This is a genomic window from Nonomuraea insulae, from assembly GCF_042656245.1.
Window position 1 is genome coordinate 91387 of record NZ_JBHSPA010000109.1, and the last position, 23350, is coordinate 114736.

A 23350-nucleotide genomic window follows, 5' to 3' on the forward strand; every position below is an offset into this window, starting at 1 on the left:
GGGTCAGCCTCGGATTCGGGGGTCGATGGCGCGGTAGGCCAGGTCGAGCACGGTGCTGATGGTGACGTACACGACCGCCGACAACAGCACGACCGCCATCACCACCGGCATGTCCCGCCCCGTCACCGCGTCCATGGCGACCCGGCCGAGGCCGGGGCGGCCGAACAGGACCTCCGTGATCACGGCCCCGCCGAGCAGGGTGCCGGTGAACCAGCCGGCCAGCGTGACCGCGGGGATCAGCGCGTGCCTGAGCGCGTGCCGGGCGACCAGCGCCCGCTCCGTGAGGCCGCGCGCCCTGGCCGTGACGGCGAACGGCTGCTCCAACGCCCGCTCCAGCCCGCCCCGCAACACCTGCCCGAGCACGCCCGCGACGGGCAGCCCCAGCGCGAGCGCGGGCAGCACCAGCGCCTGGGGGCCGGCCGCGCCCGAGACGGGGAACCAGCCGAGCGTGAAGGAGAACACCGACAGCAGCACGATCCCGATGAGGAACGGCGGCACCGACACCGCGACCAGTTCGGCGGCCGAGGCGGTGCCGCGCGCGAGGCGTCCCCGGCCTCCCGTGACGAGGGCGATGAGCGCGGCCAGGGTCACACCGGTCCCGGCCGCCGCCAGGGTGAGCTGCGCGGTCGGCCCCACCTGCGTGAGCAGGATCTCGCCGACGCCGCGCTGGAGCTGGTAGGAACGCCCGAGGTCGCCGTGCACCAGCCGCCACAGGTAGGACACGTACTGGATGACCTCGGGCCGGTCGAGCCCCCACTCCGTGATGATCTTGGCCCGGATCTCGGGCGTGTCGGGGCCCTCGCCCACCAGGATGTCCACGGTGTCACCGGGGGCCAGCAGGAGGGCGAGGTAGGAGGCGGTGGCGGCGGCCCAGAGGACCGCCAGCCCGGTGCCGAGCCGCTTGATCACGTCCCGATCCGTACGTCGTAGGCGCCGGCGGGCGTGCCGGAGGCGGGGTCGAAGCGCAGCCCCTGCACGCTCTTCAGCGAGGCGATCTGGTCGGCGGGCACGTAGATCGGGAACACGATGGCCTTGTCCAGCACCACGGTCCGCTGCACCTTGGTGTACAGCTCCTTGCGCCGGCCCTGGTCGGAGTCGGCCCCGGCCTCGGCGAGCCACTTGTCCATCGCGGGATCGGCGTAGCCGGTCCTGTTGATCGCGCCGCCGCGCGGCAGGATGAGGTTGAGCGCGGCCCCGGCGTCGGAGTCGCCGCGCGAGTTCTCGAAGACCTCGTACTCGTTGTCGTCGAGGGCCTTCTGCGCCGAGCCCTGGTCCACGATCTTGACCTGGAAGTCGATCCCGGCGTTCTGCTTGACCTGGGCCTGGATGGCCTGGGCGAGCACGTCGCGGCGGTCGCGGACGAAGGCCGCGGAGGCGAGCGTGCGCACGGTCAGCCGTTCGCCGTCCTTGACCCGGTAGCCCTCGGCGTCGCGCTGCTTCCAGCCGGCCTCGTCCAGCAGCGCGTTGGCCTTGGCCGGATCGCCGCCGTAGCGCTGCTCAAGGCTGGGGTCGTAGAAGGGGCTCGACTTGCCGATGACGCTCCACGCCCTGGTGGCGGTGCCCTGGTAGACCGAGCGGAGCACGGTGTCGACGTCCACGGCCTCGCGGAACGCCTCGCGTACGCGCTGGTCGTCGAAGGGGGCGCGAGAGAGGTTGAAGTAGTAGGAGAAGGAGGTGCCCGAGTTGAGCGCGGTCTGCAGGCTGAGGCCGGGGTCCTTCTTGATCAGGCCGGCCTCGGTCGCGGGCACGCCCTCGATGACCTGCACCTGGCCGGAGGTGAGCGCGCCGACACGGACGGCCGCCTCGGGCAGGAACCGGTAGGTGATCTCCGGCAGGTAGGCGGGCCCCTGGTGGGCAGCCCCTTCCGGCGGCCACTTGTAGGCCGGGTTGCGGCGGTAATGGATCTCCTGCCCCTGCACGTACCTGTCCAGGATGAACGGCCCGGTCCCGACCAGGTCGGGACCGCCGAACTTGAGGTCCTTGACGCTCTTGAGCGACTTCGGCGAGATCTGCCCGGAGTAGGGCGAGGCGAGGAAGTCGAGGAAGAGCCCGTCCGGCTCCTTGAGCGTGATCTCCAGCGTCGTCGGGGAGACGACCTTCGCCTCCTTGTACGCCCTGAGCTGGATCGACGCCACGGCCGCGTTGTAACCCGGCACCAGGAACTGGTCGAGGTTGGCCTTGACGGAGGCGGCGTCGAACCTGGTGCCGTCGTGGAAGGTCACGTCGTCCCGGAGATGGAGGGTGTAGGTCAGCTCGTCGTCCGACACCTTCCACGACTTGGCCAGCCACGGGTGGAACGAGCCGTCCTGGGCGCGTGACAGGAGCGCGTCGAACTGGTTGAACACCAGCAGCCTGGCCTTGTTCTGCGACCACTGCTGCGGGTTGAGGGTGATCGGCTGGGTCTCGATCGCCCAGGTGAGCGAGGCGGGCGCGGCCTCCTGGGCGGACTGGCTCCCGCAGCCGGCCACCGCCAGGGCCAGGACGAGAGCGTAGGCGATGCGCTTCACGGGCGGTTCCAGGCCTGCGCGAGCAGCTCGTGCGAGCGCACGCGGTCGTCGTGGTCGTGGGTGATGGTGGTCACCAGCAGCTCGTCGGCCCCGGTCACCCGGCGGAGCACGCGCAGCCGCTCCGCGACCTGGTCGGGCGTGCCCACGAACTGGGTGTCGACGCGGTCCGCGACCAGCTCCCTGTCGGCCTCGGTCCAGACGTGGGCGGCGGCCTCCTCGGGCGTCGCGTACGGCATGGCGCCGGATCCCGTCCTGATGCTGCGTACCCACAGGCCGTAGGGGGCGGCCAGCTCGCGCGCCCTGGCCTCGTCCTCGGCGACGACCACGTCGGCGGAGACGACGACGTACGGCTCGGCCAGGTCGTCCGACGGCTTGAACGCCTCCCGGTAGGCCTCCACGGCCTGCAGCACGTTCGCCGGGCTGACGTGGTAGTTGGCCGCGAACGGCAGCCCGCGCTCCCCCGCCACCTGGGCGCTCTGCCCGCCGCTGCTGCCCAGGATCCACACCTCCAGCTCGGCGCCCTCACCGGGCACGGCGTGCGCCTCGTGCGTGCCGTTGAGGAAGGCGAGCACGTCGTCGATCTGGCCGGCGAAGTCGGGGGTCTCCGCGCCGGGCTGCTGGAGCAGGGTCGCGTAGTGGGCGAGCTGCGGGTGCGTGACGAGCTTGGAGAAGTCGAACGGCGGCGGGATGAGCAACCCGTCCACCGTGCGGGAACCAGGCCGTTCGGCGGGCGGAGCGGCGGCAGTCCTGGCAGCGGTCCTGGCAGCGGTCTTGGCGGCGAGTTCGGCGCGGCGCTGGCCTGAGCGGCCGATGCCGAGGTCGATCCGGCCCGGGTGCAGCGCGTCGACGAGCCCGAACTGCTCGACCACCGACAGCGGCGTCTGGTGCCCGAGTTGCACGGCCCCTGAGCCGACCCGGATGGTCGCGGTGGCCGCCGCGACCAGGGCGATCAGGACGGCGGGCGCCGAACTGGCCACGCCTGGCGCGAAGTGGTGCTCGGCCAGCCAGTAGCGGCGATAGCCGGCCCGCTCGGCCCGCTGGGCCAGGTCGATGGTGTTGCGCAGCGCGTCGGCGGCCGTGTTCCCCGAGGTGATGGGGGCGAGATCGAGAATGGACAACGTCATGAGGATTCTCCATCAGGGGCGGTGACGGCGAACGGACGGCTGGGGACCTCGGCGCGCAGCACGGGCGCGATCTCGCCCTGGAACAGCTCCAGCGCCTCCCGGTGCTGCCCCGGCGTGAGCCCGTCGGCGTCGGCGTGCAGGTGCATGACCTCGTGCCCGAACCGCTTGTGGTAGCGCAGCACCTTGTCGACGATCTGCTGCGGGCTCCCGACCAGGATGGAGCTGCGCTCGATGGCGTCCTCCAGCGTCGGGAAGACGATCGGCAGGCCGAGTCCGCGCTGGAGCGCCACCCGGGCGTCGAAGATCGGCCGGTAGGTGGCGATGGCCTCCTGCGAGGTCCTGGCCGCGTAGTAGCCCGCCGACCCGGCCCCGACCAGCGCCTCCGCCGGGTCGTGCCCGTAGTGCGCCCACCGCTCCCGGTAGTGCTCGATCAGCTCGGCATAGGGCTCGATGGGGTTGGTGACGTTCGCGGAGAACAGCGGGTCGCCGTAACGCGCGGCCAGGTCCACCGACTCCTTGCTGGTGGCGCTCCCGTGCCAGACCCGGATCGGCCGTTGCAGAGGCCGCGGCCAGGTCTCGGCGTCGGTGAGCGAGGGCCGGAACCGGCCGCTCCAGGTCACCTTGTCCTCCCGCCACAGGCGGCGGAACAGCTCGTAGGACTCCCGGTTGCGATCCCACTGGTCCTCGGCTGTGACGTGGAACAGCTTGGCCTGGGCGGCGCCGTTGCCCTTGCCGATGATCAACTCCAGCCGTCCGCCCGACAGGTGGTCGAGCGTGGCGTAGTCCTCGTAGGCGCGTACGGGATCGAGCAGGCTCAGCGTGGTCACCGCGGTGAACAGCCGGATCCTGGAGGTCTTGGCCGCGATGTGGCTGAGCACGACGGGCGGCGAGGAGGAGATGAAGGGCCGTTCGTGCCGCTCCCCCACCCCGTACCCGTCGAAGCCCAGCTCCTCGCCCAGCACCGCGTTCCCGACGACCTCGCGGAACCGCTCGGTCGCCGATCTCTCATCGGTGTGTGTGATCAACGTGATGAGCAGGAATTTCATCGCGCCTCCGCGTAACGGCTGACCGGACGCGGCAGGCCGAGCAGTTCGCGCAGCGTGCCGGCCTCGTACCGGCTCCTGAACTCGCCCCGCCGCCGCAGCTCGGCCGTCAGCCCCGAGGTGATCTGCCACAGGTCGTACGGGACCGCCCCCGGCCGCAGCCGGAACCCCTGGATCCCCGCGCGCCGCCACTCCAGCAGCAGCTCGGCCAGCTCCCGCACGTGCCCGGTGAAGATCGCGGCGTCGGAGATGAGCTCGGCCCCGTCCAGCTCGTCGAGCCGCGCCTTGCGCCCTGCCGCGTCGTCGCCCAGGAACACGACGAGGTCGGCGAAGATCATCAGCTCGCCGGAGAGCCCCCTGATCTCGGTCACGATGTCGCGGGCCTGCTCGGCGGAGTGCGGCGTGACGTAGACGACGTCGGCGCCGGCCGCGGCGAACTCGTACGGCAGGCGCGCGTGCGCCAGCGCCGTCACCACCGGCTGCCCCTGCGGCGAGCGGGGCGTGATGGAGGGCCCCTTGACCGAGAAGAACGGCCCCTCGAAGTCGATGTAGTGGAGTTTGTCCCGGTCGATGAACCGGCCGGTGGCCTCGTCCCTGATCTCGGCGTCGTCCTCCCAGCTGTCCCAGAGCCGCCGCGCCACCTCGACCGCGTCACTGGCCTCGGTGAACAGGTCGCGCACATGCGAGTCCGCGCCTCCACCGGGCGGGATCTGCCTGCGTCCGAACAGCCGCGCCTCGGAGGGGCTCGGGGAGACCCGCGCCCGCCATCCCGCGCGGCCGCCGCTGATGTGGTCGAGCGTGGCGATGCCGATGGCCACGTGGAACGGCTCGGTGTGGGTGGTGGTGGCGGTCGGCACGAGCCCGATCCAGCGGGTGATCGGCGCCAGCCGGGCGGCCAGCAGCACGGCGTCGAAGCGCCCGCGCACCTGGTCGGCCCGGTCGTCGGGAGCGCCGCGCAGGGAGGACTGCAGCCCGAGCGTGTCCTCGATGGTGACGAAGTCGAGCAGCCCCCGCTCGGCCTCGGCGACCAGCCCGGCCCAGTAGCGGGCGGAGAGCAGGGCGCGCGGCGCCGCGTTCGCCTCCCGCCAGGCGGCCGGGTGCCAGCCCGCGCCGTCGAGCGCGACGGCCAGGTGCAACGTCATGCCAGCTCCAGGTGTTCACGCAGGGTAGTGCCTGTGTAGTCGGTACGGAAAACGCCCCTCTCCTGCAACAGCGGCACCACCTTGTCCACGAAGTCGTCGAGCCCGCCGGGCGTCAGATGGGGCACGAGGATGAAGCCGTCGGCGGCGCCGGCCTGCACGTGCTCGTCGATCCGCCGGGCCACGTTCTCGGGGGTGCCGACGAACGTCTGCCGCCCGGTCACCTCGATGACCAGGTCGCGGATGGAAAGGTTCTTCTCCTGCGCCAGCGCCCGCCATTTGGCGGCCACGGCGGCGCGGTCCTTGATCGCCACCCGCCCTTGGGAGACGCCTTCCGACAGGTCGGGCTCGACCTCCGGCAGCGGGCCTTCCGGGTCGTAGGCCGACATGTCACGGCCCCACACCTGCTCCAGGAAGGCGATCGCGGTCTGCGGCCCGACCTGGCGACGGCGGATGCCGGCGGCGTTCTCGGCGGCCTCCTCCTCGGTGTCGCCCAGCGCGTACGTCACGCCGGGCATGATCTTGAGCTGGTGCGGCTCGCGGCCGTGCCGGACCACGCGGGCCTTGACGTCGGCGTAGAAGCGCTGCCCCTCCTCCAGCGTGCCGTGCCGGCTGAAGATCACGTCGGCGGTGGCGGCGGCGAACTCCCTGCCCTCGTCGGAGTCGCCCGCCTGGATGATGACGGGGTGCCCCTGGGGGGCGCGCGGCAGCGTGAACCGGCCCTCGACCGAGAAGTGGGCGCCGTGGTGCGTGACCGAGCCGATGGCGCCCTCCCGTACGAATCGGCCCGCGGCCTGGTCGGCGAGGATCGCGTCGGGCTCCCAGGAGTCCCACAGCTCGCGCGACAGGCGGACGAACTCGGCGGCGCGCTCGTACCGGTCGGCGCGGTCGAGGTAGCCGCCGCGGCGGAAGTTCTCGCCGGTGAAGGCGTCGGAGGTGGTTACCACGTTCCAGGCGGCCCGGCCACCGCTCAGGTGGTCGAGCGTGGACAGGCGCCTGGCCAGCTCGTACGGCTCGTTGAAGGTGGCGTTCACGGTGCCCGCGAGGCCGAGGCGGGAGGTCACGGCGGCCAGGGCGCTGAGCACGGTGAGCGCCTCGGGCCTGCCCACCACGTCCAGGTCGTGGACGCGGCCCTTGAGCTCGCGCAGCCGCAGCCCCTCGGCCAGGAAGAAGAAGTCGAACTTGCCGCGCTCGGCGGTCCTGGCCAGGTGGGTGAAGGAGGCGAAGTCGATCTGGCTGCCGGAGCGCGGGTCGGTCCAGACGGTGGTGTTGTTCACGCCGGGGAAGTGGGCGGCCAGGTGGATCTGCTTGCGGGGGGTCATCGGCCGCGCCCGTGCGGGGTGTCCCACTCGGCGGGCAGGTCCTCGGTGGTCTCGCGGAAGGCCAGCCGCTGGTAGAGGTCGCGGGCGTAGCCCCACAGGTGCTCGAACCCGGACAGGTCCCACTCGCTGATGAGATGGTCGCGGTTGTGCTCGGTGTCGAACCTGGCCAGCGTCACCCACAGCCGCACATCCGCCTCGGTCACCGTGTCCCCGGTCAGGAACCGCTGTCCGGCCAGGCGCTCGTCCAGCCACTCCAGCGCGGACAACACCCGCTGCCGTTCCTCGTCGCGCTCCCGGCCGTAGGCGCGGGCCACGCGGGAGACGCCGGAGTTGACGTCGTGGTAGAGCCACGCGTTCAGCTTGTTGATCTCCGGGCGCAGCGGTTCCGGGTAGAGGTCGACTGAGCGGTCGGCCCACCGCTCGAACTGGGTGGCCAGGTCGATCGTGATGTCCGGGAAGTTGTTGCTGACGATCCTGCCCTTCTCCCTGTCCCAGAGCACGGGCACCGAGATGTGGCCGGGGTAGCCCCTCTCGGTGGCGTCGTAGGCCTGCTCCAGCAGCGTGAACCCGTTGACGGGGTCGGGTCCGCGGCGCTCCCTGAAGGCCCAGCCGCGGCCGTCGCGCTCGTCGTCCACGTACGACAGCGAGACCACCTCCTCCAGACCCTTGAGCTTGCGGACGATGGCGGCGCGGTGGGCGTACGGGCAGACCCAGGCGACGTAGAGGTGGTAGCGGCCGGGCTCGGCGCGGTGGCCGCTGGAACCGTCGGCCGTGATCCGGTCCTGGAAGGGGTAGACCGGGCGGTCCCAGCCTGCCGACAGGTGCAGGCGGCCGGGTCCGTACTCGCCGTAGGAGACGTGGTCGACGGGACTCGCGTAGGTCGGAGTGCCGATGGAAACGGTCACAGGTGGCTCCGGATGGATCAGTCTTCTGGGTGGGCCAGGAACCGGCCGAACCGGCCCTGGTGGTAGAGGAGGGGGCGGCCCTGGCTGTGCGTGTTCGCCTCGGCGACCAGCCCGACGACCAGGGTGTGGTCACCGACCTCGGCCGTCTCGTACGGCAGGCAGATCAGGTGCGCGGAGACGCCCATCAGCAGCGGCGCCCCGAGCGGCCCAGGCCGCCAGCCGGTGGGCGGCGCGAACCGGTCAACCCCCTTGGTGGCGAACCTGGCGGCCAGGTCGGCCTGGTCGCTGGCCAGGATGTTGACGCAGAAGTGGTCGGCGCCGCGCAGCAGAGGCCAGGTGGTCGAGGACTGGTCGACGTAGAAGGAGACGAGGGGCGGTTCGAGGCTGACCGAGGAGAACGACGTGGCGGTCAGCCCGACGGGGACGCCGTCGTTCTGCGCGGTGATCACCACGACGCCGCTGGCGTGCACGGCGAGCGCCCGCCGGAACGGCTCGGCGCCGACGGCGCCCACGGCGCGCCCGGGCAGTGTGTCCGTCATGCCCGGCTCCTCCTCTCGGGCTCATGGCGGGAGGATGACGGGACGGGCCTGGCTGCGATCACGGGATGGTTCCTCACGAAAAGCACGCTCCAACGGCGGTGCGGAAGGGTTCGTCGGCGGGAGCGTGGACGGCGTCGGCCACGCGGGGAGCACGAGGGTTGAAAGGCGCGCGGACGCGTGCCACGCCGGTGGGGGCGGGCGAGCGCGGGCCGCGCCGCTGCTTATCGGTCCGTGATCAACGACACTGGGCGCTGGTGACGTGGCCGAAGTCCACGTGGGGGCGCCTGGTCAGGAGGGGTCCCTGGCTCATGTTCTCGACGCTAAGCCGCGATTCCGGATAAGTCAATATTTCCTACAGGTATTGAGGGAAATTAGCGGCGGTAGAGTGTCATATAGCATCGAACCGCGCTCGTGCTCCTGGAAGCGGACGAAAGGGGCCAACTCCGTGGCTATCCCCTCAGCGCGCGCCGGGAAGCCCGTCACCATCAGGGACGTCGCGGCGGCCGCCGCCGTGTCCATCGGCACCGCCTCCAAGGCGCTCAACGGCCGCGGCCGGATGCGGGAGGAGACCCGCGACCGGGTGTTCGCCGCCGCGGAACGCCTCGGTTTCCGCCCCAATCCCCTGGCCCAGGGGCTGCTCGCGGGCCGCACGTACACGGTCGGCCTCGTCACCGGCGACAGTTACGGCCGCTTCAGCATCCCGGTGATGCTGGGCGCGGAGGACGCCCTGGGCGCGGGCCAGATCTCGGTGTTCCTCTGCGACACCCGCGACGACCCCATCAGGGAGCGCCATTACGTGGAGCGCCTGCTGGCCAGGCGCGTCGAGGGCATCATCGTCACCGGCCGGCGCACCGAGCCGCGCGCCGGCCTCGGCAGCGGCCTGCCCGTCCCGGTCGTGTACGCGATGACCAGGTCCGCCGACGAGTCGGATGTCTCGATCATCCCCGACGACGAGGGCGGCGGCGCCCTGGCCACGCGGCACCTGCTGGCGACCGGCCGCACCCGGATCGGCCACATCACCGGCCCCGAGCGGTTCGAGGCCGCCCGCGAGCGGGCGCGCGGCGTGAAGGGCGCCCTCACGCGGGCGGGCCTGGAACCGGCCGGCGAGATCCTGTTCGGCCAGTGGAGCGAGGAGTGGGGCAGGCAGGCGGCCGACATCCTCCTGCACACCGCCCCCGACGTGGACGCGATCTTCTGCGGCAGCGACCAGATCGCCCGCGGCGTGGCCGAGACGCTGCGCGAGGCCGGGCGGCGGGTGCCGGACGACGTGGCGCTGGTGGGGTTCGACAACTGGGAGCCGATGGCGCTCGGCTGCCGCCCCCCGCTGACGACCGTGGACATGAACCTCGGCGAGATCGGCCGCCTGGCCGCCCGCCACCTGCTCGACGCCATCGCGGGCCACCCGTCGCCCGGCGGGGTCCGCACGGTCCCCGGCACGCTCGTCCCCCGCGCCTCGACCCGCCGCAGCACGTGAGCCCGCGCCTCACCGTCCGCGGGCGCGGGGGGCGCGGCCTCGCTCGCGAGCCGGCCGCCCCTCACGCGGGTTCAGCCGGCCTTGATCGTGAAGTCCTTCGTCAGCGGGACGCCGCGCTTGTCGTAGTCCCTGAGCTGCACGGTGAAGGACGCGCTCCCGGCCGCGCTCGGGGTGCCGGTGATCTGGCCGGTGAACCTGTCCAGGCTGAGCCCCGCGGGCAGGGCGCCCTTGGTGACCTGCCAGTCCCGTCAGGGCGATGGCGGCGGAAGTCCTTCTCAAGAGGGGGGCTCCTGTCAGTTCTTGATGCCGGTGAGCGTGACGCCTTCGATGAAGTAGCGCTGCAGGAAGAAGAACAGGATGATGATCGGGGCGATGACGGCGGCGGAGGCGGCCATCAGATAGCCCCACTGGGTGATGAAGACGCTCTGGAACGAGGCCAGCCCCAGGGAGAGCGTGTAGTTCTCCTCGTTGTTGAGGTAGAGCAGCGGCCCGAGGAAGTCGTTCCAGGTCCCGATGAACGTGAAGATCGTCACCACCACGATCGCGGGCTTGGACAGCGGCATGACGATCGTCCAGAAGACCCGCCACGGGGAGGCCCCGTCGATGTAGGCGGCCTCGTCCAGCTCGAACGGGATCGTCAGGAAGAACTGCCGCAGCAGGAACACGTTGAACACGCCGCCGCCCGCCCCCGCGAACCAGCTCGGCACGGTCAGCGGGATGAAGGAGTCGAGCGCGCCCAGCTCCTGCCACATGACGAACGTCGGGATGAGCGTCACCGCGTACGGCAGCATGACCCCGCTCAGCAGCACCGCGAACGCCACGTTCCGGCCCCGCCAGCGCAGCCGGGAGAAGCTGAAGGCGGCCACCGAGCAGGTGAGCACGGTGCCGATCACGCTGATCACGGCGATGATCACGGTGTTGACGAAGTACAGCCAGAACGGCTGCGCCGTGAGCGCCTCGGTGAAGTTCGTCCACTGGAAGGGCGAGGGGATCCATTCCGGTGGCGCGACGAACATCTGGGCGTCCTGCATGAGCGCGCTGCGTACCAGCCACACGAACGGCAGCAGCGTCGGCACCGCCCCGGCGGCGAGCGCCACGTACAGCAGCGCTTTGTTGTACCTGCGCCGCTTGCGCAGGCCCGCCGTGGGGGCGACGCGGCCGGTGCGCGTCGGGGCTTCGATCGTGGTCATCGCGCGCCCGCCATCTCGTAGTAGACCCAGCGGCGGGCGTTCCTGAACATCAGGAACGTGATCACCACGATGATCATGAAGAGCACCCAGGCGAGCGCGCTGGCGTACCCCATCTCGCTCTCCCTGAACGCCTTGCGGAACAGGTAGTAGACGTAGAAGAGGGTGGCGTTGTTGGGGCCGCCCTCGGTCATCACGTACGCCTGGTTGAACACCTGGAAGGTGCCGACCACGCCCACCACCAGGTTGTAGAAGATGGTCGGCGTCATCATCGGCAGCGTCACGTGCCAGAAGCGCCGCCACGCGCCGCCGCCGTCGATGGAGACCGCCTCGTACAGGTGCTTGGGCACCCCCTGCAGCCCCGCCAGGAAGATCACCATGGTGTTGCCGAAGCCCCAGGTGCTCATGACGATCAGCGAGGGGATGGCCGTCGACTCGTCGTAGACCCACTGCCCGGCCGGCAGCCCGGTCTGGCGCAGCAACGAGTTGAGCAGGCCGAAGTCCGGGTTGAAGATCCAGATCCACAACACCACGTTGGCGATCGCGGGCACGAGCGTCGGCAGGTAGAAGACGGTCCGCCAGAAGGCCAGGCCGCGTACCTTCTCGTTGAGCAACATGGCGACCGCGAACGACACGATCAGCACGAGCGGGACGGCACCGAGCGTGTAGTACGTGGTGGCGCTGAGCGAGGTCCAGAACAGCTCGTCCTGGACCAGTTCGGTGTAGTTGCCCAGCCCGACGAAGGCCGGCGTGCCGCCCACCTGCCAGTCCGTCAGGCTGAACACCAGCGAGGCCACCATCGGCCCGGCCGTGAAGATCGCGAAGCCGAGGATCGCCGGCACCGCCATGAGCAGGCCCCAGCGCCGCTCCATGCGGCGCTGCCCCGACAGTCCGGCCACCTCACAACTCCTGGACGTGCTGCCAGCCCTGCAGCATGCCGGTGATCTTGGGGCTGACGGCCTTGAGGATCTCGGCGGCGGGCCGTTTGCCGGACTCGATCTCCTGCAGCGCAGGGGTCAGCACGTCGCTGGAGATCGCCGAGAGGTTCTTGACCCGGTTGCGCAGGTCGGGCACCCCGTGGTCGCGGGCGTAGTCCACGACCGCCGTGCGGAACTCGGGCGGGTGGCCGTCGGTCTTGGTCCAGGAGTCGATGGCGGCCTGGTCCTCGTAGTACTTCTTCTCCTGCGGCATCCACAGGCCCAGCTTGTACAGGTCCACGTACCGGGGGTCGATGTGGAAGGCGAACAGCTCGACGGCCTCCTCCACGTGCTTGGAGCCGCTGAACACCGAGGAAGCGCCCGCGACCTGCGAGGTGGTGAACGGCTCGGCGTACTTGGGGAGCACGCCGATGCCGTAGTCGGCCTTGCTCTCGTTCATGTCGAGCAGCGCCCAGTGGCCGTCCACGACCATGGCCACCCGCTTGGTCTTGAGCAGGATGTTGGTGCCCGGCACGTCGTCGCCGGTCGCGGCGAGCTGGCCGGGGCCGGGGGCGACGCGGTGCTTGTAGATGAGGTCCTGCAGGTTCTGGAACACCTGGATGGCCTCGGGGCTGTCCAGCAGGCACTTCTTGCCGGCCTCGTCGGCGAAGTCGCCGCCGTTGCCGCGCAGGAACCCGTACCAGGCGGCGGCGTAGGTGATGCTGACCGAGATGCCGAACTGGCGGACCTGCTTGGGGTCGAAGCCCGACTCGTCGGGGTGTTTGCCGTTCTGGTCGACGGTGAGCTTGTAGGCGTTCTGCACCAACTGGTCCCACGACCAGGCCTGGTCCGCGACGGCGGGCGGCGCGGCGACGCCCGCCTCGGCGATGGCCGGCTTGCTGTACCAGAGCAGCTCGATCTCGTTGGCGGTGGAGACCCCGTGCAGCTTGTCCGGCCCGTACCAGAGGTAGGCGTCCGGCAGGTAGCCGGATAGCTGGGGGTATTTCTTCAGGTACGGGAAGAGGTTGACCAGGTTGCCCTGCTCGGCCAGGCGGAAGGACATCGACATCGGCACGTAGCCGAGGTCGGGCGTGTTGCCGCCGGCCAGGAGGCTGTTGAGCTTGACGTCATACTCGTCGGGCGTGAAGACCGGCTTCACCTTGACGCCCTGTTTCTTCTGCTCGAAGGCCTTGAGCATCTTCTCGATGGCGGCCTTCTCGAACGTCGAGCCCCAGTACATGAACTGCAGCTCCGTGGAGCCTGCCGCACCCGTGCCACCCGAGCCGCAGGCCGCCGCCGCCGCGCCGAGTGCGGCGAGGGAACCCATTCTGAACAGGTCTCTTCTCTTCATTCGTACGGTCCTTACGCGAGGGGTGTCCAGACCCGCATCACGCCGCCGTCCCGGTTGTCCCACTGGTAGTAGGGAACGGCCGTGGCGGTGACGGGGGTGCGAGCCTGGAGGTCTTGGGGGGTGGTGCCGTACGGCAGACCGTCCGGCGTCGAGGGCGGCAGGCGTAGGGCGTCCGCCTCGATCTGCACGGTCCTGCCGACGCCGGGCAGGTCGCGCTCCACGGTGCGCAGCCGCGCTTCGGGAAGGAGTGCCAGGTCCTCGAGGTCGTCGCCCTGGTCGATCTGCTCGAAGCAGTAGACGAGCGGGCCGCGCTCGATCGCGGCGCAGCCCCGGAGGGCGTCGATCTTGCGGTGCGGCCGGACGAGGCGGGGCGTCAGGTCCAGGTCGAGGGTGAAGGTGTCGCCGGACTTCCAGTCGCGGCGGATCTCGGCGTAGCCGTCGGCGTTCGGGGCGAGGTCACCGGGCGCGCTCCAGGCGGGCACGCGCAGCTTGAGCGTCCATTCGCCGCCCGGGGTGTCGCGCACGGTGAAACGCACGCGGCCGTCCCAGGGATAGCCGGTCTCGACGGCGAGGGTGATGCCGCCGGCGCGGATGGTGCCGGGCACGTACTGGTGCACCGACAGGCCCTCGGCGTCGGTGGTGGCGACGTAGTGGCCGAGGGAGGCGACCAGGCGCATGATGTTCGGCGGGCAGCAGGCGCAGGCGAACCAGTCCCTGCGGCGGCCCAGGTAGGCGTCCTCGAACAGGTCGGCGCGGCGCTGCAGCGGGTTGACGTAGAAGAAGCGGGTGCCGTCGGCCGAGGTGGAGGCGGCGAAGGCGTTGTAGAGGGTGCGCTCGATCAGGTCGGCGTAGCGGCCGTGGCCGGTGGCCAGCAGCAGCCGCCAGTTCCAGTGGATGCTCGCGATGGCGGCGCAGCTCTCGTTGTAGGCGCGGTCGGGCGGCAGCTCGTAGCGCTCGCCGAACGCCTCGCCGTCGTGGCGCGAGCCGTGGCCGCCGGTGATGGAGGTCTTGGTGGCGACCAGGTCCTCCCAGCGGCGCACGGAGCAGGCCAGCAGTTCCTCGTCGCCGGTCTCGACGGCGACGTCGACGACGCCGGCCTCCAGGTAGAGCTGGCGCACGGCGTGCCCGACGGCGGTGTCCGCCTCGCGTACGGGCAGGTGGTCCTGCGCGTAGAGGGGGCCGAGGCCGGTCTGGGCGATCAGGCCCTTGCCGCGGTTGTCGATCAGCTTGCGCGCCAGCTCCAGGTACGGCCGCTCCCCGGTCAGCCGGTACAGCTCGACCAGCGCCGTCTCCACCTCCGCGTGCCCGTCGATGCCGTCGTCGCCGTCCACCAGGAACCGCTGGACCAGCAGGTCGGCGAACCTCCGCGCGACCGCGGGCAACTCCTCGCCGAGCCCCGCCCGCGCCGCGGCCACGGCCGCCTGGAAGAGGTGGCCGGCGCAGTACATCTCGTGGCTGTACTCCAGCTCGGCGAAGATCTTGTCCGGCTTGACCACCTGGTAGTGCGAGTTCAGGTAGCCGTCGGGGCGCTGCGCGCGGGCCAGCAGCGCGGCCGACTCGGCGACGAAGGCGCGGTAGCCGTCGTCGGGCCTCCTGGCGTGCTCCCAGGCGACCGCTTCGAGCTGCTTGTACAGGTCGGAGTCCTGGAAGCGGTAGCCCTGGAAGGACCCGCCGCCCTCCCCCGCGGCCAGTCTCAGGTTGGGCGCCGCGCCCGACTTCTCCATCTGCTCCAGGCCGAGCGGGATGCCGGCCTCCCGGTTGATCTGCTGCCAGCGGCCGAACGGGCCTCCCTCGATCTCGACGTCGTCGATGCCCAGCGGCTGCTGAACTCCGGTGGAAGGTGCCAGCGGGCCGCGGACGCGGTCCGTGAGGTCAGACATCGTGCTCCCTGAGAGAACTGGGAATAGGTTTTCTCGCCCGCAATGTAAGATGTGATACAGCACTAGTCAATAGACCTGCCTGTGCGGGCGGGACGCGGGGAAAACGGTTGCTCTCCCTTGCTCCCGCAAGACACCCCCCGATCGCAACAGCATCCGCCGAAAACCTTTTCTTCGTTATAGGAACGTTGCATTGCTGCAAACGGCGGTGAGCGGCCTTGACAGACCTCTTCACGGTGGGCTTTGCTTCCGAAAACCTTTCAGTTCTTTCGCCACGCACCCCCGGAAAGAAAGGTTTCGTCATGAAGCGACTGGCCGTCCTGGCCGCCTTACTCGCGTCCTTCCTCGTCACCGGGCCATCGGCCCCCGCACACGCCGCCCCCACCGCCACGGTGGTGGACATGTTCGGCAGGACCGTCAACTCCTACGGCGTCAAGCTCGTGGACTGGCAGGGCTACCTGGCCAACCCCTACATCGAGCTCACCGTCAGGCCGCCGGCCGACGTGCGCTTCCCGGCCAGCGTCGATCTCAAGGCCGAGGGCACCTCGCGGCTGATGATGGACCTGCCCAGCCAGCTCACCGCCACCGGCGCGACCAAGACGCTGACGTTCGCGAACGCGTCGGAGTCCAAGATCTTCCGTCTGGCCATCCACTCCAAGCGCGGCGCGGGGCAGGACGAGCAGCACACGCTGCGGCTGACGATCAGGGACGCGGGCGGGGCCACCTACCAGCAGTCCATGCCCATCTACGTGCAGCAGGACGAGAAGACCGCGCTGCAGCCGTCGCTCCCGATCGCCTTCGACTACCGCTACGACACCATCACCGGCTACTTCAACCAGCCGGCCTTCAGGACCGCCGCCGAGGAGGCGGTCAAGGACTGGTTCCGCTTCTTCGACATGGCCCCCTTCGACACCGTGGCGGCCGGCGCCGAGAGCAACCACCTGCCGGGCAACGACTGGCAGAACACCGTCAACGTCACCAACAACGCCGCCTACAACGGCATGTACGTCTACTTCCGCGGCATCCAGACCCCGTACTCGACCGGCTACCCCGCGGCCAACGGCCGCTACAGCACCCGCGCCGGCCAGCAGCTCGCGGGACCGCTGCACCGATCCACCGCGATGATCTTCGAGTACGACGAGGCGAACAAGCAGCTGTTCACCTCGCTGGCCGACGAGGACTGGTACAAGACGGAGATCGCGGGCTCGGTCCTGGACGTGCACGGGCTCGTCATGCACGAGTACGGCCACGCCGTCGCCTTCCACAGCGACTGGGCCGGGATGCGTTCCTACGTGGCGGGGGGCGGCACCGACCCGGACGTCGTGGCGTACCAGGGGCGCGCGGTTCCGCTCGACTCCAGCTACCACATCCCCGGCGACCAGCCCAACTGGGACCGGATCAGCGGGCAGAGCGGCGGCTGGACCCACCTGTTCCCCACCCGCAGGTGGATGCTGACCAAGCTGGCCCTGCTCGTCGCCGAGAACGCCGGCTGGAAGCTCAACCGCAACCTGACCCCGTTCCTCGCGCCCTCCATCGTCACCACATCCCTGCCGTCGGCCACTCCAGGGACCGCCTACCAGCAGACGCTGGCGGCCAAGGGCGGCGTGCCCTTCTACGACTGGCAGGTCACCAGCGGCTCCCTGCCCGCCGGGCTGAGCCTCGACCGCTTCACCGGCGCCATCACCGGCACCCCGGCCGCCGCCGGCACCTCCACCTTCACCGTCCAGCTCAGGGACTACGACCGCCTCAGCACCCCGGTGACCAGGTCCTTCACGCTCACCGTCGGCGGCGCCACCGCCGTCAACTTGGCCAGGACCGCCACGCCGTCGGCCTCCTACACCTCGCCGTGGGAGAGCGTCGCGGCCGTCAACGACGGCATCGACCCGCCCTCGTCGAACGACACCGTCAACCGCCGCTGGGGCACCTGGCCGCAGACGGGCGCGCAGTGGGCCGAGCTGACCTGGCCGTCCGCTCAGACGCTCCGCTCGGCCGAGGTGTACTTCTTCGACGACAACGGCGGCGTGCGGGTGCCGTCCTCCTGGAAGTTGCAGTACTGGAACGGCAGCGCCTACACCGACCTGACCGCCACCTACCCGGTCTCGACGAACGCCTACAACCGGGCGACGTTCGCGGCGGTGGACACCAGCCGGCTCAGGGTCGTGCTGCAGAGCGGGCAGGGGTCGGTCGGCCTGCTGGAGGTGAAGGCCTACGCCTGACGGCGCCGGCCTGAACGTTCGCCGGCCGCCGCACTCCGGCTCTCGCGAGAGGTGCGGGAGGTCATGGCGGCCGGCGATCGCCGTGGGACCGGGTGCGAGGGCGGCCCCACGGCGCAGGCGCTCGGCGGGCGCACCGGACCGGAGGTCAGCCCAGGGCGGAGGTGGGCAGCGGGATGGCGGGGAACGGGTTGTCGGGCAGGAGGATGACGCGGCGCGGGTGGCGGGCCTGGCCGGCGGCGTCCAGGTGGAGCAGGGCGGTGCCGATACCGGCCGCGCCCACCATGTAGCCGGTGTCGGCCGTCACCTCGCCGGGCCGCAGCCGCCGGTAGGCCTGGTACCAGCGGTAACCCTGGCTGTTGTGGTCGGTGGCGCGGCCGATCAGGTCGGCGGCGAGGGTGCGGGCGTAGTCCAGGTGGGACTCCTCGCCGGTCGCGGCCCACAGGCCGACGAACAGCTCGATCACCCCGGCCGTGCCGCAGCACTGGCAGGCGACGTTCCAGTAGCCCTCGGTACGGCGGTTCGGCACGCCGCTGCTCACGATCCCCCGCGCCAGCCGCTGCGCCCACTCCAGGTCGCCCGGATCGCCGGAGACCCGGTGGAGCTCGTAGAACATCCTGGCCACGCCCGCCGAGCCGGAGCAGAACCCGAGATAGTGCAGGCCGCGGGCGTGCGGCACGTGGTGCGGGACGACCGCGCAGCCGCCGGTCACCAGGCTGACCTCGCGGACGAAGGCCGCGCCGCTGCGGGCGGCCTGCAGGAAACGGTTCTCGCCCGTCACCCCGTACAGGCGGGCGAGCAGGAAGGCCGTGCCGGCCGTGCCGGCCAGGAAGCCGGGGGTGACGGCGTCCACCGGCAGGTCGGCACAGTCGCCGAAGCGGTGCCCCGGCACCGGGAGGCGGGCGATGCGCAGGCCCGCCTCGATCGCCGCCTCCTCGTACGCGGGCACCCCCAGATGGGTGGCGGCCCGCAGCAGCCCGAGGATGATGCCCCCTTCGCCGCGCTGAGCCGGGTCGCGGGACCACATCACCCCGTCGCCGGAGTCGGACTCGCGGCCCCGGCGGACGATCACGTCGGCGATCGCGGCGGCCTCGGCCTCGAACTCGGCCTCGCCGAGCGTCCAGCCCGCCTCCATGAGCGCGATCATCACGCCGGTCAGCCCGTGGTAGAGGGTCAGGTCGTCCTGCTCCCTCCAGGTGGCGGCGAGCCTGCGGGCCCCGGCCCTGGCGTCGTCCAGGTACGCCTCGTGGCCCGTGGCGGCGGCCAGTTCCAGGAAGAACAGCACGATGCCCGCCGCCCCCGAGTAGAGGGACCAGGGCTCCGCGGTGACCGCCGACGCGCCGCGTGAGTCGGGGTTGGCCAGCCACCGCCGGCCGTGCTCGTCGTCGATCGCGGCCGATCTGATCCACCGGCCGGCCAGGATGGCCGCGGTCAGCGGGGAATCGGCACGGGCGCTCGACGCGCGCGTCTCTTCCAGGCTCATGGTCCTATTTTCCCATAAGTTGAGTAGGAATACTCGGAATCCCTAGGATGCCGCGCATCCGGCCGCGGGTCCAGGTCTTCCGTTCATGACTCCCCCGTCACCCCGAGCGCCCGCAGGAGCGCGGCCCGGGTATCGGCGGGGCTGGTGTGCGAGCCGAGCCGTTGCTCGGTCGCGATCTTACCGTCGTCGAGCACGAGCACACGGTCGGCCAGCGCGATCGCCTCGTCCACGTCGTGCGTGACCAGGAGCACGGCGGGGCGGTGCTGCTCCCACAGGCGGCGCAGCAAGCGGTGCATCTTGAGCCTGGTCAGGGCGTCGAGCGCGCCGAACGGCTCGTCGGCCAGAAGCAGGCGCGGCTCGCGCACCAGGGATCGGGCCAGCGCCACGCGCTGCTGCTCACCCCCGGACAGCTCGTTGGGCCAGGCCCGCTCCCGGCCCGCCAGCCCCACCTCCGCCAGGCTGTCGCGACCGCGCTGGTCGGCCCCGGTCAGGCCGAGCACCACGTTCGGGAGCACCCGCTGCCAGGGCAGCAGCCGGGCGTCCTGGAAGACCACCGACACCTGGTCGGGCACCTCGGTCCGCCCGTCGCCCGCCACATCCCAGTCGAGCCCGGCCAGCGCCCGCAACAACGTGCTCTTGCCGGAGCCGCTGCGCCCGAGCAGCGCGACGAACTCGCCGGGCGCCAGCTCCAGGTCCAGGTGGTCGAGCACCTTGCGGTCCCCGTACACCCGGGTCAGGCCTTCTACCCGGATCAGCTCGCCAACGTGCGTCGCCATGTCAGCGTCCTCCTCTCCACGAGCCGGACGGCGGCGTCGGAGAACAGGCCGAGCAGCCCGTACAGGACGATGCCGACGAGGATGACGTCAGTCTGCCCGTACGTGCGCGCCAGGTCCATCATGTAGCCGATGCCGCTGGTGGAGTTGATGAGCTCGGCCACCACCAGGAACAACCACGCCGTCGTGACCGCGAACCTCAGCCCGAGCAGGAACCCCGGCAGCGCCCCCGGCAACACGACCTTCCTGATGAACGTGCCCCGCGCGAGATCGACCGTCTCGGCCAGCTCGACGTAGCGGCTGTCGATGCCGCGCAGGCCGTTGTGGGTGTGGATGTAGATCGGCACGAGGACGCCGACGGCGATGACGGTGACCTTCATGCCCTCGCCGATGCCGAGCCAGAGGATCAGCAGCGGCATGATCGCGAGTGACGGGATGGAGCGCTTGATCTGGACGGGGCCGTCGATGATGGCCTCGCCCCAGCGGCTGAGCCCGGACAGCAGCGCGAGCGCCGTGCCGAGGGGCACGCCGATGGCCAGGCCGAGCGCGACCCGGCCGACCGAGGTCAGCAGGTTGTCCTGCAGGCGGCCGGTCTCGATCAGCTCCCCCGCGGTGGTGATCACGGTCCAGGGCGCCGACAGGAATCTGGGGTCGAGCCAGCCGGCGGCGGAGGCGACCACCCAGAGGGCGAGCAGCAGGAACGGGCCGATCAGGAAGCCCAGCTTGATCGGGCGGCCCGGCCTGAGGCGGCGGTGGGCGCGCGGGCGTGTGCCGGAGGCGGAAGAGCGGGCACCGTCCTTGACCGAGGCGAGCAGCGTCATCGGGCACCGCCCTTGATCGAGGTGAGAACCGTCATCGGGCACCACCCTTGACCGAGGCGAGAACCGTCATCGGGCACCACCCTTGATCGCGTCCGCGCCGACCGTCTGGTAGCGCAGGTCGTACAGGTCCTTGGCGTTGAGCTTCGGGTTGCCGGTCTCGGCGGCCAGGATGTCGACGGTCTCCTGGTTGCGGGCGATGGCCCCCGACCAGTCGGCCGGGATGTCGGGTTCGCCGGCCTGGTTCACCAGGTACTGGCCGTCGGCGGCGCTGAGGCCCTGGTCCTTGACGTAGTAGCCCTCGATCCACTCCTTCGGGTGCTCGTAGACCCAGCGGGAGGCCCTGGCCCAGGCGGCGACGTACTCGCGGATGGCGGCGGCCTTGGCCGGGTCCTGGAGGGTGACGGTGCGGACGTAGAGGTGGCCGGGGTCGTCGCGCAGCCCGTGGGCGATGGTCGTGGCGCCGTCACCGCCGAACTTGGCGAGGTACCGCTTGATGTTGACGCCGCCGATCGGGGCCACGTCCACCTGCTTCGAGGCCAGCGCGTTGGGATAGACGTCGCCGGTGCTCGGCAGTTCGACGAAGGTGACGTCGTCCTTGGTGAGCCCGGCCTTCTTCAGCACCTTGAGCACCAGCGCCCCCTGCGCCTGGCCGGGGCTGTAGGCGATCTTCTTGCCGCGCAGGTCGGCCAGGGTCTTCACGCTGACTCCTGGGGCGATGCCCAGCTCGTACGTCGGATGGCCGATCGGGTCCTTGCGGAACTTCGAGGCGACGATCTTCACGGGCAGGCCGGTCCAGGTGGCGTGGATCGCCGGGATCTCCGCGACCGCGCCGACGTCCAGCGCGCCGGCCCTGAACGCCTCGCTCGTCTGGGGGCCGCCGCTGAGGTTGGCCCACTCGACGGTGAAGGAGAACTTGTCGATCTCGCCGGAGAGCTGGAGCGCCACCTTGGTCGGGGGATCTCCGACGATCAGCTTGGTGCCTTGGGGGACCGTGGTCGGCAGCGGCGCGTCGGGCGCGAGTGCCGGGCCGTTCGCCTGCTGCTCGCCGGGGCGGGCGCAGGCGGTGATCAGGGTGAGCAGGAGGAGTGCGGCGAGCGCCGGTCGTATCCGTCTTGCGGTGGGGGGAGGCATGGAGATGGTCCTCTGGGTCGTCGCGGACATGGGTGTTCGGCCCGTGCGTGCGGGCGGATCGCTCCAGTCTTTGATCAGCGACACTGCGCGCTGGCGACGTGACCGAAGTCCACGTGCGCGCGCCTGGTCAGGCGAAGGCCCTGCTTCATGACCTCGAAGCTACGAGCCCCGTTCGAATAAGTCAACATTTCCTACCAGATATATGGGTTTTTTCTCCCGTACGCTGGTGACGACCCTGGAGGCCGCCGCCCACACCGCCGACGTCCACCGGGCGTTGCCGGCGCTGGCGGGCTGGTGCCGCCGGCTGGCCGAGGCGGTGCGGCGCCGCTGGCCGGACGCGGACATCGACGTGACGGCGCTGCCCCCGTACACACCGCGCCGCCACTGACCCCAAGGCGCTCGGTTCGCCGCCAGGGTGATGACGGTGGTCAGGCGGTGCGGAGGCGGTGTGGAGACGGTGGTCAGGCGGTGCGGAGAGGGTGGTCAGGTGGTGTGGAGGCGGTGGAAGTCGGCCAGGCTCTGACGGTAGAAGGCGAGGTCGCTTTCCAGCTTCGTCCGGGTGAAGCGGCCGGGGTCGGCGTCGCGGGCCGAGTTGCCCATCTCCGTCCAGAACGCCTCCTCGGGCAGCTCGGCGGCGCCATGCGGAAGGAACTTCAGTGCTTCGACCATGGCGTCGGCGGCGAAGGCCCAATCCGCGGTGACGTTGTCGAACTCCTCAGGATCGGAGGAGTCGGCGGCGTAGAACAGCCCGGCCTCCAGGGCCCTGCTCGCGTACGTGGCGCCGACCAGCACCCACTGACCGGCGTCGAGCAGCTCGGACAGGCCCGTGCCGAAGGTCGCGCCCTCATGCTGGGCGGCGTCCTCAGCGTCGTACGGGACCAGCACCTCGACGCCGTCGGCCCGCACCGCCCAGCCGTCGCTCTCATCGGTGACGCCCGCCTCCTCGGACCCGCCGGACGCCGCCAGGTCGAGATAGACGTACGCCTCCACCAGCGATCGTGCCAGGCCGCGCTCAGGCATGCCGCACCACCAGGTCACGGTAGGTGTCCCGGACGATCAGCAGCCGGTCGAGCTCGAACCTGCCCGGCTCGGCCGTCCGCACCTCCTGCCCCCGCCGCGACCAGAAACCGTCGTCGGGCACCGCGTCCGCTCCCGGCGGGATGAACTTCACGACCTCCTCGACGGCGGCCGTGGCCACCGCCAGCGTGCGGCGCGCCTCGGCCTCGTCGTCCACCGGCACGTTGCCCGCCGTCAGATCCGCCACCCACAACCACTCCCCCGCGTCGAGGAGCTGCGACGGCTCCTCACCCCCGAACGTCGGGTACCCCGAGGGCATCACGGGCCGCTCCGGCAGCCCGAACACGTATTCCCGCTCCGCGCCGCACCCTCCGCAGGTGCCGGAGTAACGATTGGCCGGGCCGCCGTCGGCGCTGACCAGGCCGCTGCGCCAGGTCGTGTCCACCGAGCCGCACGGGCACGGGTGCAGGTCGAGGTAGAGATGCGCCTCATCCCTCGTCCGTGCTACCGCGAACGTCATAGCCGTC

The 23350-nt window shown here is 70.8% G+C and carries 21 protein-coding genes and 1 pseudogene; 3 read left to right on the forward strand and 19 right to left on the reverse strand.

The window, feature by feature from the left end; genetic code table 11:
* Positions 1-3: 3 nt before the first annotated feature.
* From ACFPZ3_RS61220 to ACFPZ3_RS61255, 8 genes are read right to left on the reverse strand one after another with little or no spacing between them, the layout of a single operon-like run.
* A complete protein-coding gene (locus ACFPZ3_RS61220) occupies positions 4-909 on the reverse strand; it encodes an ABC transporter permease (RefSeq protein ID WP_379523652.1) in 906 nt (301 codons plus the stop codon).
* The gene (locus tag ACFPZ3_RS61225) at positions 906-2507 is read right to left on the reverse strand and encodes an ABC transporter substrate-binding protein (protein WP_379523653.1); all 1602 of its coding nucleotides are present in this window, start codon (positions 2505-2507) and stop codon (positions 906-908) included. Before ACFPZ3_RS61225 ends, ACFPZ3_RS61220 begins: the two co-directional genes overlap by 4 nt.
* The gene (locus ACFPZ3_RS61230; RefSeq protein ID WP_379523654.1) at positions 2504-3631 is read right to left on the reverse strand and encodes an MsnO8 family LLM class oxidoreductase; all 1128 of its coding nucleotides are present in this window, start codon (positions 3629-3631) and stop codon (positions 2504-2506) included. The genes ACFPZ3_RS61225 and ACFPZ3_RS61230 overlap by 4 nt, the downstream gene beginning before the upstream one ends.
* Positions 3628-4677, reverse strand: a complete 1050-nt coding sequence (locus ACFPZ3_RS61235) for an LLM class flavin-dependent oxidoreductase (protein WP_379523655.1) — start codon at positions 4675-4677, stop codon at positions 3628-3630. The genes ACFPZ3_RS61230 and ACFPZ3_RS61235 overlap by 4 nt, the downstream gene beginning before the upstream one ends.
* Positions 4674-5816 carry an LLM class flavin-dependent oxidoreductase gene (locus tag ACFPZ3_RS61240; protein ID WP_379523656.1) on the reverse strand — a complete coding sequence of 381 codons (1143 nt, stop codon included), beginning with the start codon at positions 5814-5816 and terminating at the stop codon, positions 4674-4676. The genes ACFPZ3_RS61235 and ACFPZ3_RS61240 overlap by 4 nt, the downstream gene beginning before the upstream one ends.
* Positions 5813-7135: an NtaA/DmoA family FMN-dependent monooxygenase gene (locus ACFPZ3_RS61245; protein WP_379523657.1), complete on the reverse strand. Its 1323-nt coding sequence runs from the start codon at positions 7133-7135 to the stop codon at positions 5813-5815. Before ACFPZ3_RS61245 ends, ACFPZ3_RS61240 begins: the two co-directional genes overlap by 4 nt.
* Positions 7132-8040 carry a glutathione S-transferase C-terminal domain-containing protein gene (locus ACFPZ3_RS61250; protein WP_379523658.1) on the reverse strand — a complete coding sequence of 303 codons (909 nt, stop codon included), beginning with the start codon at positions 8038-8040 and terminating at the stop codon, positions 7132-7134. The genes ACFPZ3_RS61245 and ACFPZ3_RS61250 overlap by 4 nt, the downstream gene beginning before the upstream one ends.
* Before the next feature lie 17 nt (positions 8041-8057).
* Positions 8058-8579: a flavin reductase family protein gene (locus ACFPZ3_RS61255; RefSeq protein ID WP_379523659.1), complete on the reverse strand. Its 522-nt coding sequence runs from the start codon at positions 8577-8579 to the stop codon at positions 8058-8060.
* Positions 8580-9024: 445 nt separating this feature from the next.
* On the opposite strand from ACFPZ3_RS61255, the gene ACFPZ3_RS61260 reads away from it, so the two are divergent.
* Entirely contained in the window at positions 9025-10053 is a 1029-nt protein-coding gene (locus ACFPZ3_RS61260; RefSeq protein WP_379523660.1) for a LacI family DNA-binding transcriptional regulator, read from the forward strand.
* A gap of 71 nt (positions 10054-10124) precedes the next feature.
* Here ACFPZ3_RS61260 and ACFPZ3_RS61265 read toward each other — a convergent pair.
* The 5 genes and pseudogenes from ACFPZ3_RS61265 to ACFPZ3_RS61285 form a co-directional block, all read right to left on the reverse strand.
* Positions 10125-10277 (reverse strand): annotated as a pseudogene (locus tag ACFPZ3_RS61265) (Ig domain-containing protein); the annotation flags it as partial.
* 69 nt (positions 10278-10346) lie between these two features.
* On the reverse strand, positions 10347-11243 hold the full coding sequence (locus ACFPZ3_RS61270) for a carbohydrate ABC transporter permease (RefSeq protein ID WP_379523661.1): 897 nt from the start codon (positions 11241-11243) through the stop codon (positions 10347-10349).
* Positions 11240-12139, reverse strand: a complete 900-nt coding sequence (locus ACFPZ3_RS61275; protein ID WP_379523662.1) for a carbohydrate ABC transporter permease — start codon at positions 12137-12139, stop codon at positions 11240-11242. The genes ACFPZ3_RS61270 and ACFPZ3_RS61275 overlap by 4 nt, the downstream gene beginning before the upstream one ends.
* A 1-nt stretch (position 12140) precedes the next feature.
* Positions 12141-13508 (reverse strand): extracellular solute-binding protein, encoded by a 1368-nt coding sequence (locus tag ACFPZ3_RS61280; RefSeq protein ID WP_379523663.1) that lies wholly within the window; start codon positions 13506-13508, stop codon positions 12141-12143.
* Between the two features lie 11 nt (positions 13509-13519).
* Entirely contained in the window at positions 13520-15388 is a 1869-nt protein-coding gene (locus ACFPZ3_RS61285; RefSeq protein WP_379523664.1) for a glycoside hydrolase family 127 protein, read from the reverse strand.
* A 299-nt stretch (positions 15389-15687) separates the two neighbouring features.
* Here ACFPZ3_RS61285 and ACFPZ3_RS61290 point away from each other — a divergent pair, with 299 nt between their 5' ends.
* Entirely contained in the window at positions 15688-17601 is a 1914-nt protein-coding gene (locus tag ACFPZ3_RS61290; RefSeq protein ID WP_379523665.1) for an Ig domain-containing protein, read from the forward strand.
* 145 nt (positions 17602-17746) lie between these two features.
* Here the strand turns inward: ACFPZ3_RS61290 and ACFPZ3_RS61295 are convergent, their stop codons facing one another.
* The 4 genes from ACFPZ3_RS61295 to ACFPZ3_RS61310 all read right to left on the reverse strand — a co-directional run bounded on the left by ACFPZ3_RS61295 (position 17747) and on the right by ACFPZ3_RS61310 (position 21806).
* Entirely contained in the window at positions 17747-19081 is a 1335-nt protein-coding gene (locus tag ACFPZ3_RS61295) for a lanthionine synthetase LanC family protein (protein WP_379523666.1), read from the reverse strand.
* A gap of 83 nt (positions 19082-19164) precedes the next feature.
* Complete coding sequence (locus ACFPZ3_RS61300; RefSeq protein WP_379523667.1) at positions 19165-19857, reverse strand: ABC transporter ATP-binding protein; 693 nt, start codon at positions 19855-19857, stop codon at positions 19165-19167.
* Complete coding sequence (locus tag ACFPZ3_RS61305) at positions 19833-20675, reverse strand: ABC transporter permease (RefSeq protein WP_379523668.1); 843 nt, start codon at positions 20673-20675, stop codon at positions 19833-19835. Before ACFPZ3_RS61305 ends, ACFPZ3_RS61300 begins: the two co-directional genes overlap by 25 nt.
* A 66-nt stretch (positions 20676-20741) precedes the next feature.
* Positions 20742-21806 carry an ABC transporter substrate-binding protein gene (locus ACFPZ3_RS61310; RefSeq protein ID WP_379523669.1) on the reverse strand — a complete coding sequence of 355 codons (1065 nt, stop codon included), beginning with the start codon at positions 21804-21806 and terminating at the stop codon, positions 20742-20744.
* Positions 21807-22032: 226 nt separating this feature from the next.
* Here ACFPZ3_RS61310 and ACFPZ3_RS61315 point away from each other — a divergent pair, with 226 nt between their 5' ends.
* Complete coding sequence (locus ACFPZ3_RS61315) at positions 22033-22194, forward strand: hypothetical protein (protein ID WP_379523670.1); 162 nt, start codon at positions 22033-22035, stop codon at positions 22192-22194.
* Positions 22195-22289: 95 nt separating this feature from the next.
* Here ACFPZ3_RS61315 and ACFPZ3_RS61320 read toward each other — a convergent pair whose 3' ends face one another.
* Together ACFPZ3_RS61320 and ACFPZ3_RS61325 are read right to left on the reverse strand one after the other, a co-directional pair.
* Positions 22290-22826 (reverse strand): hypothetical protein, encoded by a 537-nt coding sequence (locus ACFPZ3_RS61320; protein WP_379523671.1) that lies wholly within the window; start codon positions 22824-22826, stop codon positions 22290-22292.
* A complete protein-coding gene (locus ACFPZ3_RS61325; protein ID WP_379523672.1) occupies positions 22819-23343 on the reverse strand; it encodes a hypothetical protein in 525 nt (174 codons plus the stop codon). The genes ACFPZ3_RS61320 and ACFPZ3_RS61325 overlap by 8 nt, the downstream gene beginning before the upstream one ends.
* Positions 23344-23350: the final 7 nt, after the last annotated feature.

Bases quoted from the DNA above. Each gene is read 5' to 3' on its own strand.
- ACFPZ3_RS61230 (WP_379523654.1), bottom strand. From the start codon at position 3,631: ATGACGTTGTCCATTCTCGATCTCGCCCCCATCACCTCGGGGAACACG.
- ACFPZ3_RS61235 (WP_379523655.1), bottom strand. From the start codon at position 4,677: ATGAAATTCCTGCTCATCACGTTGATCACACACACCGATGAGAGATCG.
- ACFPZ3_RS61240 (WP_379523656.1), bottom strand. From the start codon at position 5,816: ATGACGTTGCACCTGGCCGTCGCGCTCGACGGCGCGGGCTGGCACCCG.
- ACFPZ3_RS61245 (WP_379523657.1), bottom strand. From the start codon at position 7,135: ATGACCCCCCGCAAGCAGATCCACCTGGCCGCCCACTTCCCCGGCGTG.
- ACFPZ3_RS61255 (WP_379523659.1), bottom strand. From the start codon at position 8,579: ATGACGGACACACTGCCCGGGCGCGCCGTGGGCGCCGTCGGCGCCGAG.
- ACFPZ3_RS61270 (WP_379523661.1), bottom strand. From the start codon at position 11,243: ATGACCACGATCGAAGCCCCGACGCGCACCGGCCGCGTCGCCCCCACG.
- ACFPZ3_RS61280 (WP_379523663.1), bottom strand. From the start codon at position 13,508: ATGAAGAGAAGAGACCTGTTCAGAATGGGTTCCCTCGCCGCACTCGGC.
- ACFPZ3_RS61285 (WP_379523664.1), bottom strand. From the start codon at position 15,388: ATGTCTGACCTCACGGACCGCGTCCGCGGCCCGCTGGCACCTTCCACC.
- ACFPZ3_RS61290 (WP_379523665.1), top strand. From the start codon at position 15,688: ATGAAGCGACTGGCCGTCCTGGCCGCCTTACTCGCGTCCTTCCTCGTC.
- ACFPZ3_RS61295 (WP_379523666.1), bottom strand. From the start codon at position 19,081: ATGAGCCTGGAAGAGACGCGCGCGTCGAGCGCCCGTGCCGATTCCCCG.
- ACFPZ3_RS61300 (WP_379523667.1), bottom strand. From the start codon at position 19,857: ATGGCGACGCACGTTGGCGAGCTGATCCGGGTAGAAGGCCTGACCCGG.
- ACFPZ3_RS61305 (WP_379523668.1), bottom strand. From the start codon at position 20,675: ATGACGCTGCTCGCCTCGGTCAAGGACGGTGCCCGCTCTTCCGCCTCC.
- ACFPZ3_RS61310 (WP_379523669.1), bottom strand. From the start codon at position 21,806: ATGCCTCCCCCCACCGCAAGACGGATACGACCGGCGCTCGCCGCACTC.
- ACFPZ3_RS61320 (WP_379523671.1), bottom strand. From the start codon at position 22,826: ATGCCTGAGCGCGGCCTGGCACGATCGCTGGTGGAGGCGTACGTCTAT.
- ACFPZ3_RS61325 (WP_379523672.1), bottom strand. From the start codon at position 23,343: ATGACGTTCGCGGTAGCACGGACGAGGGATGAGGCGCATCTCTACCTC.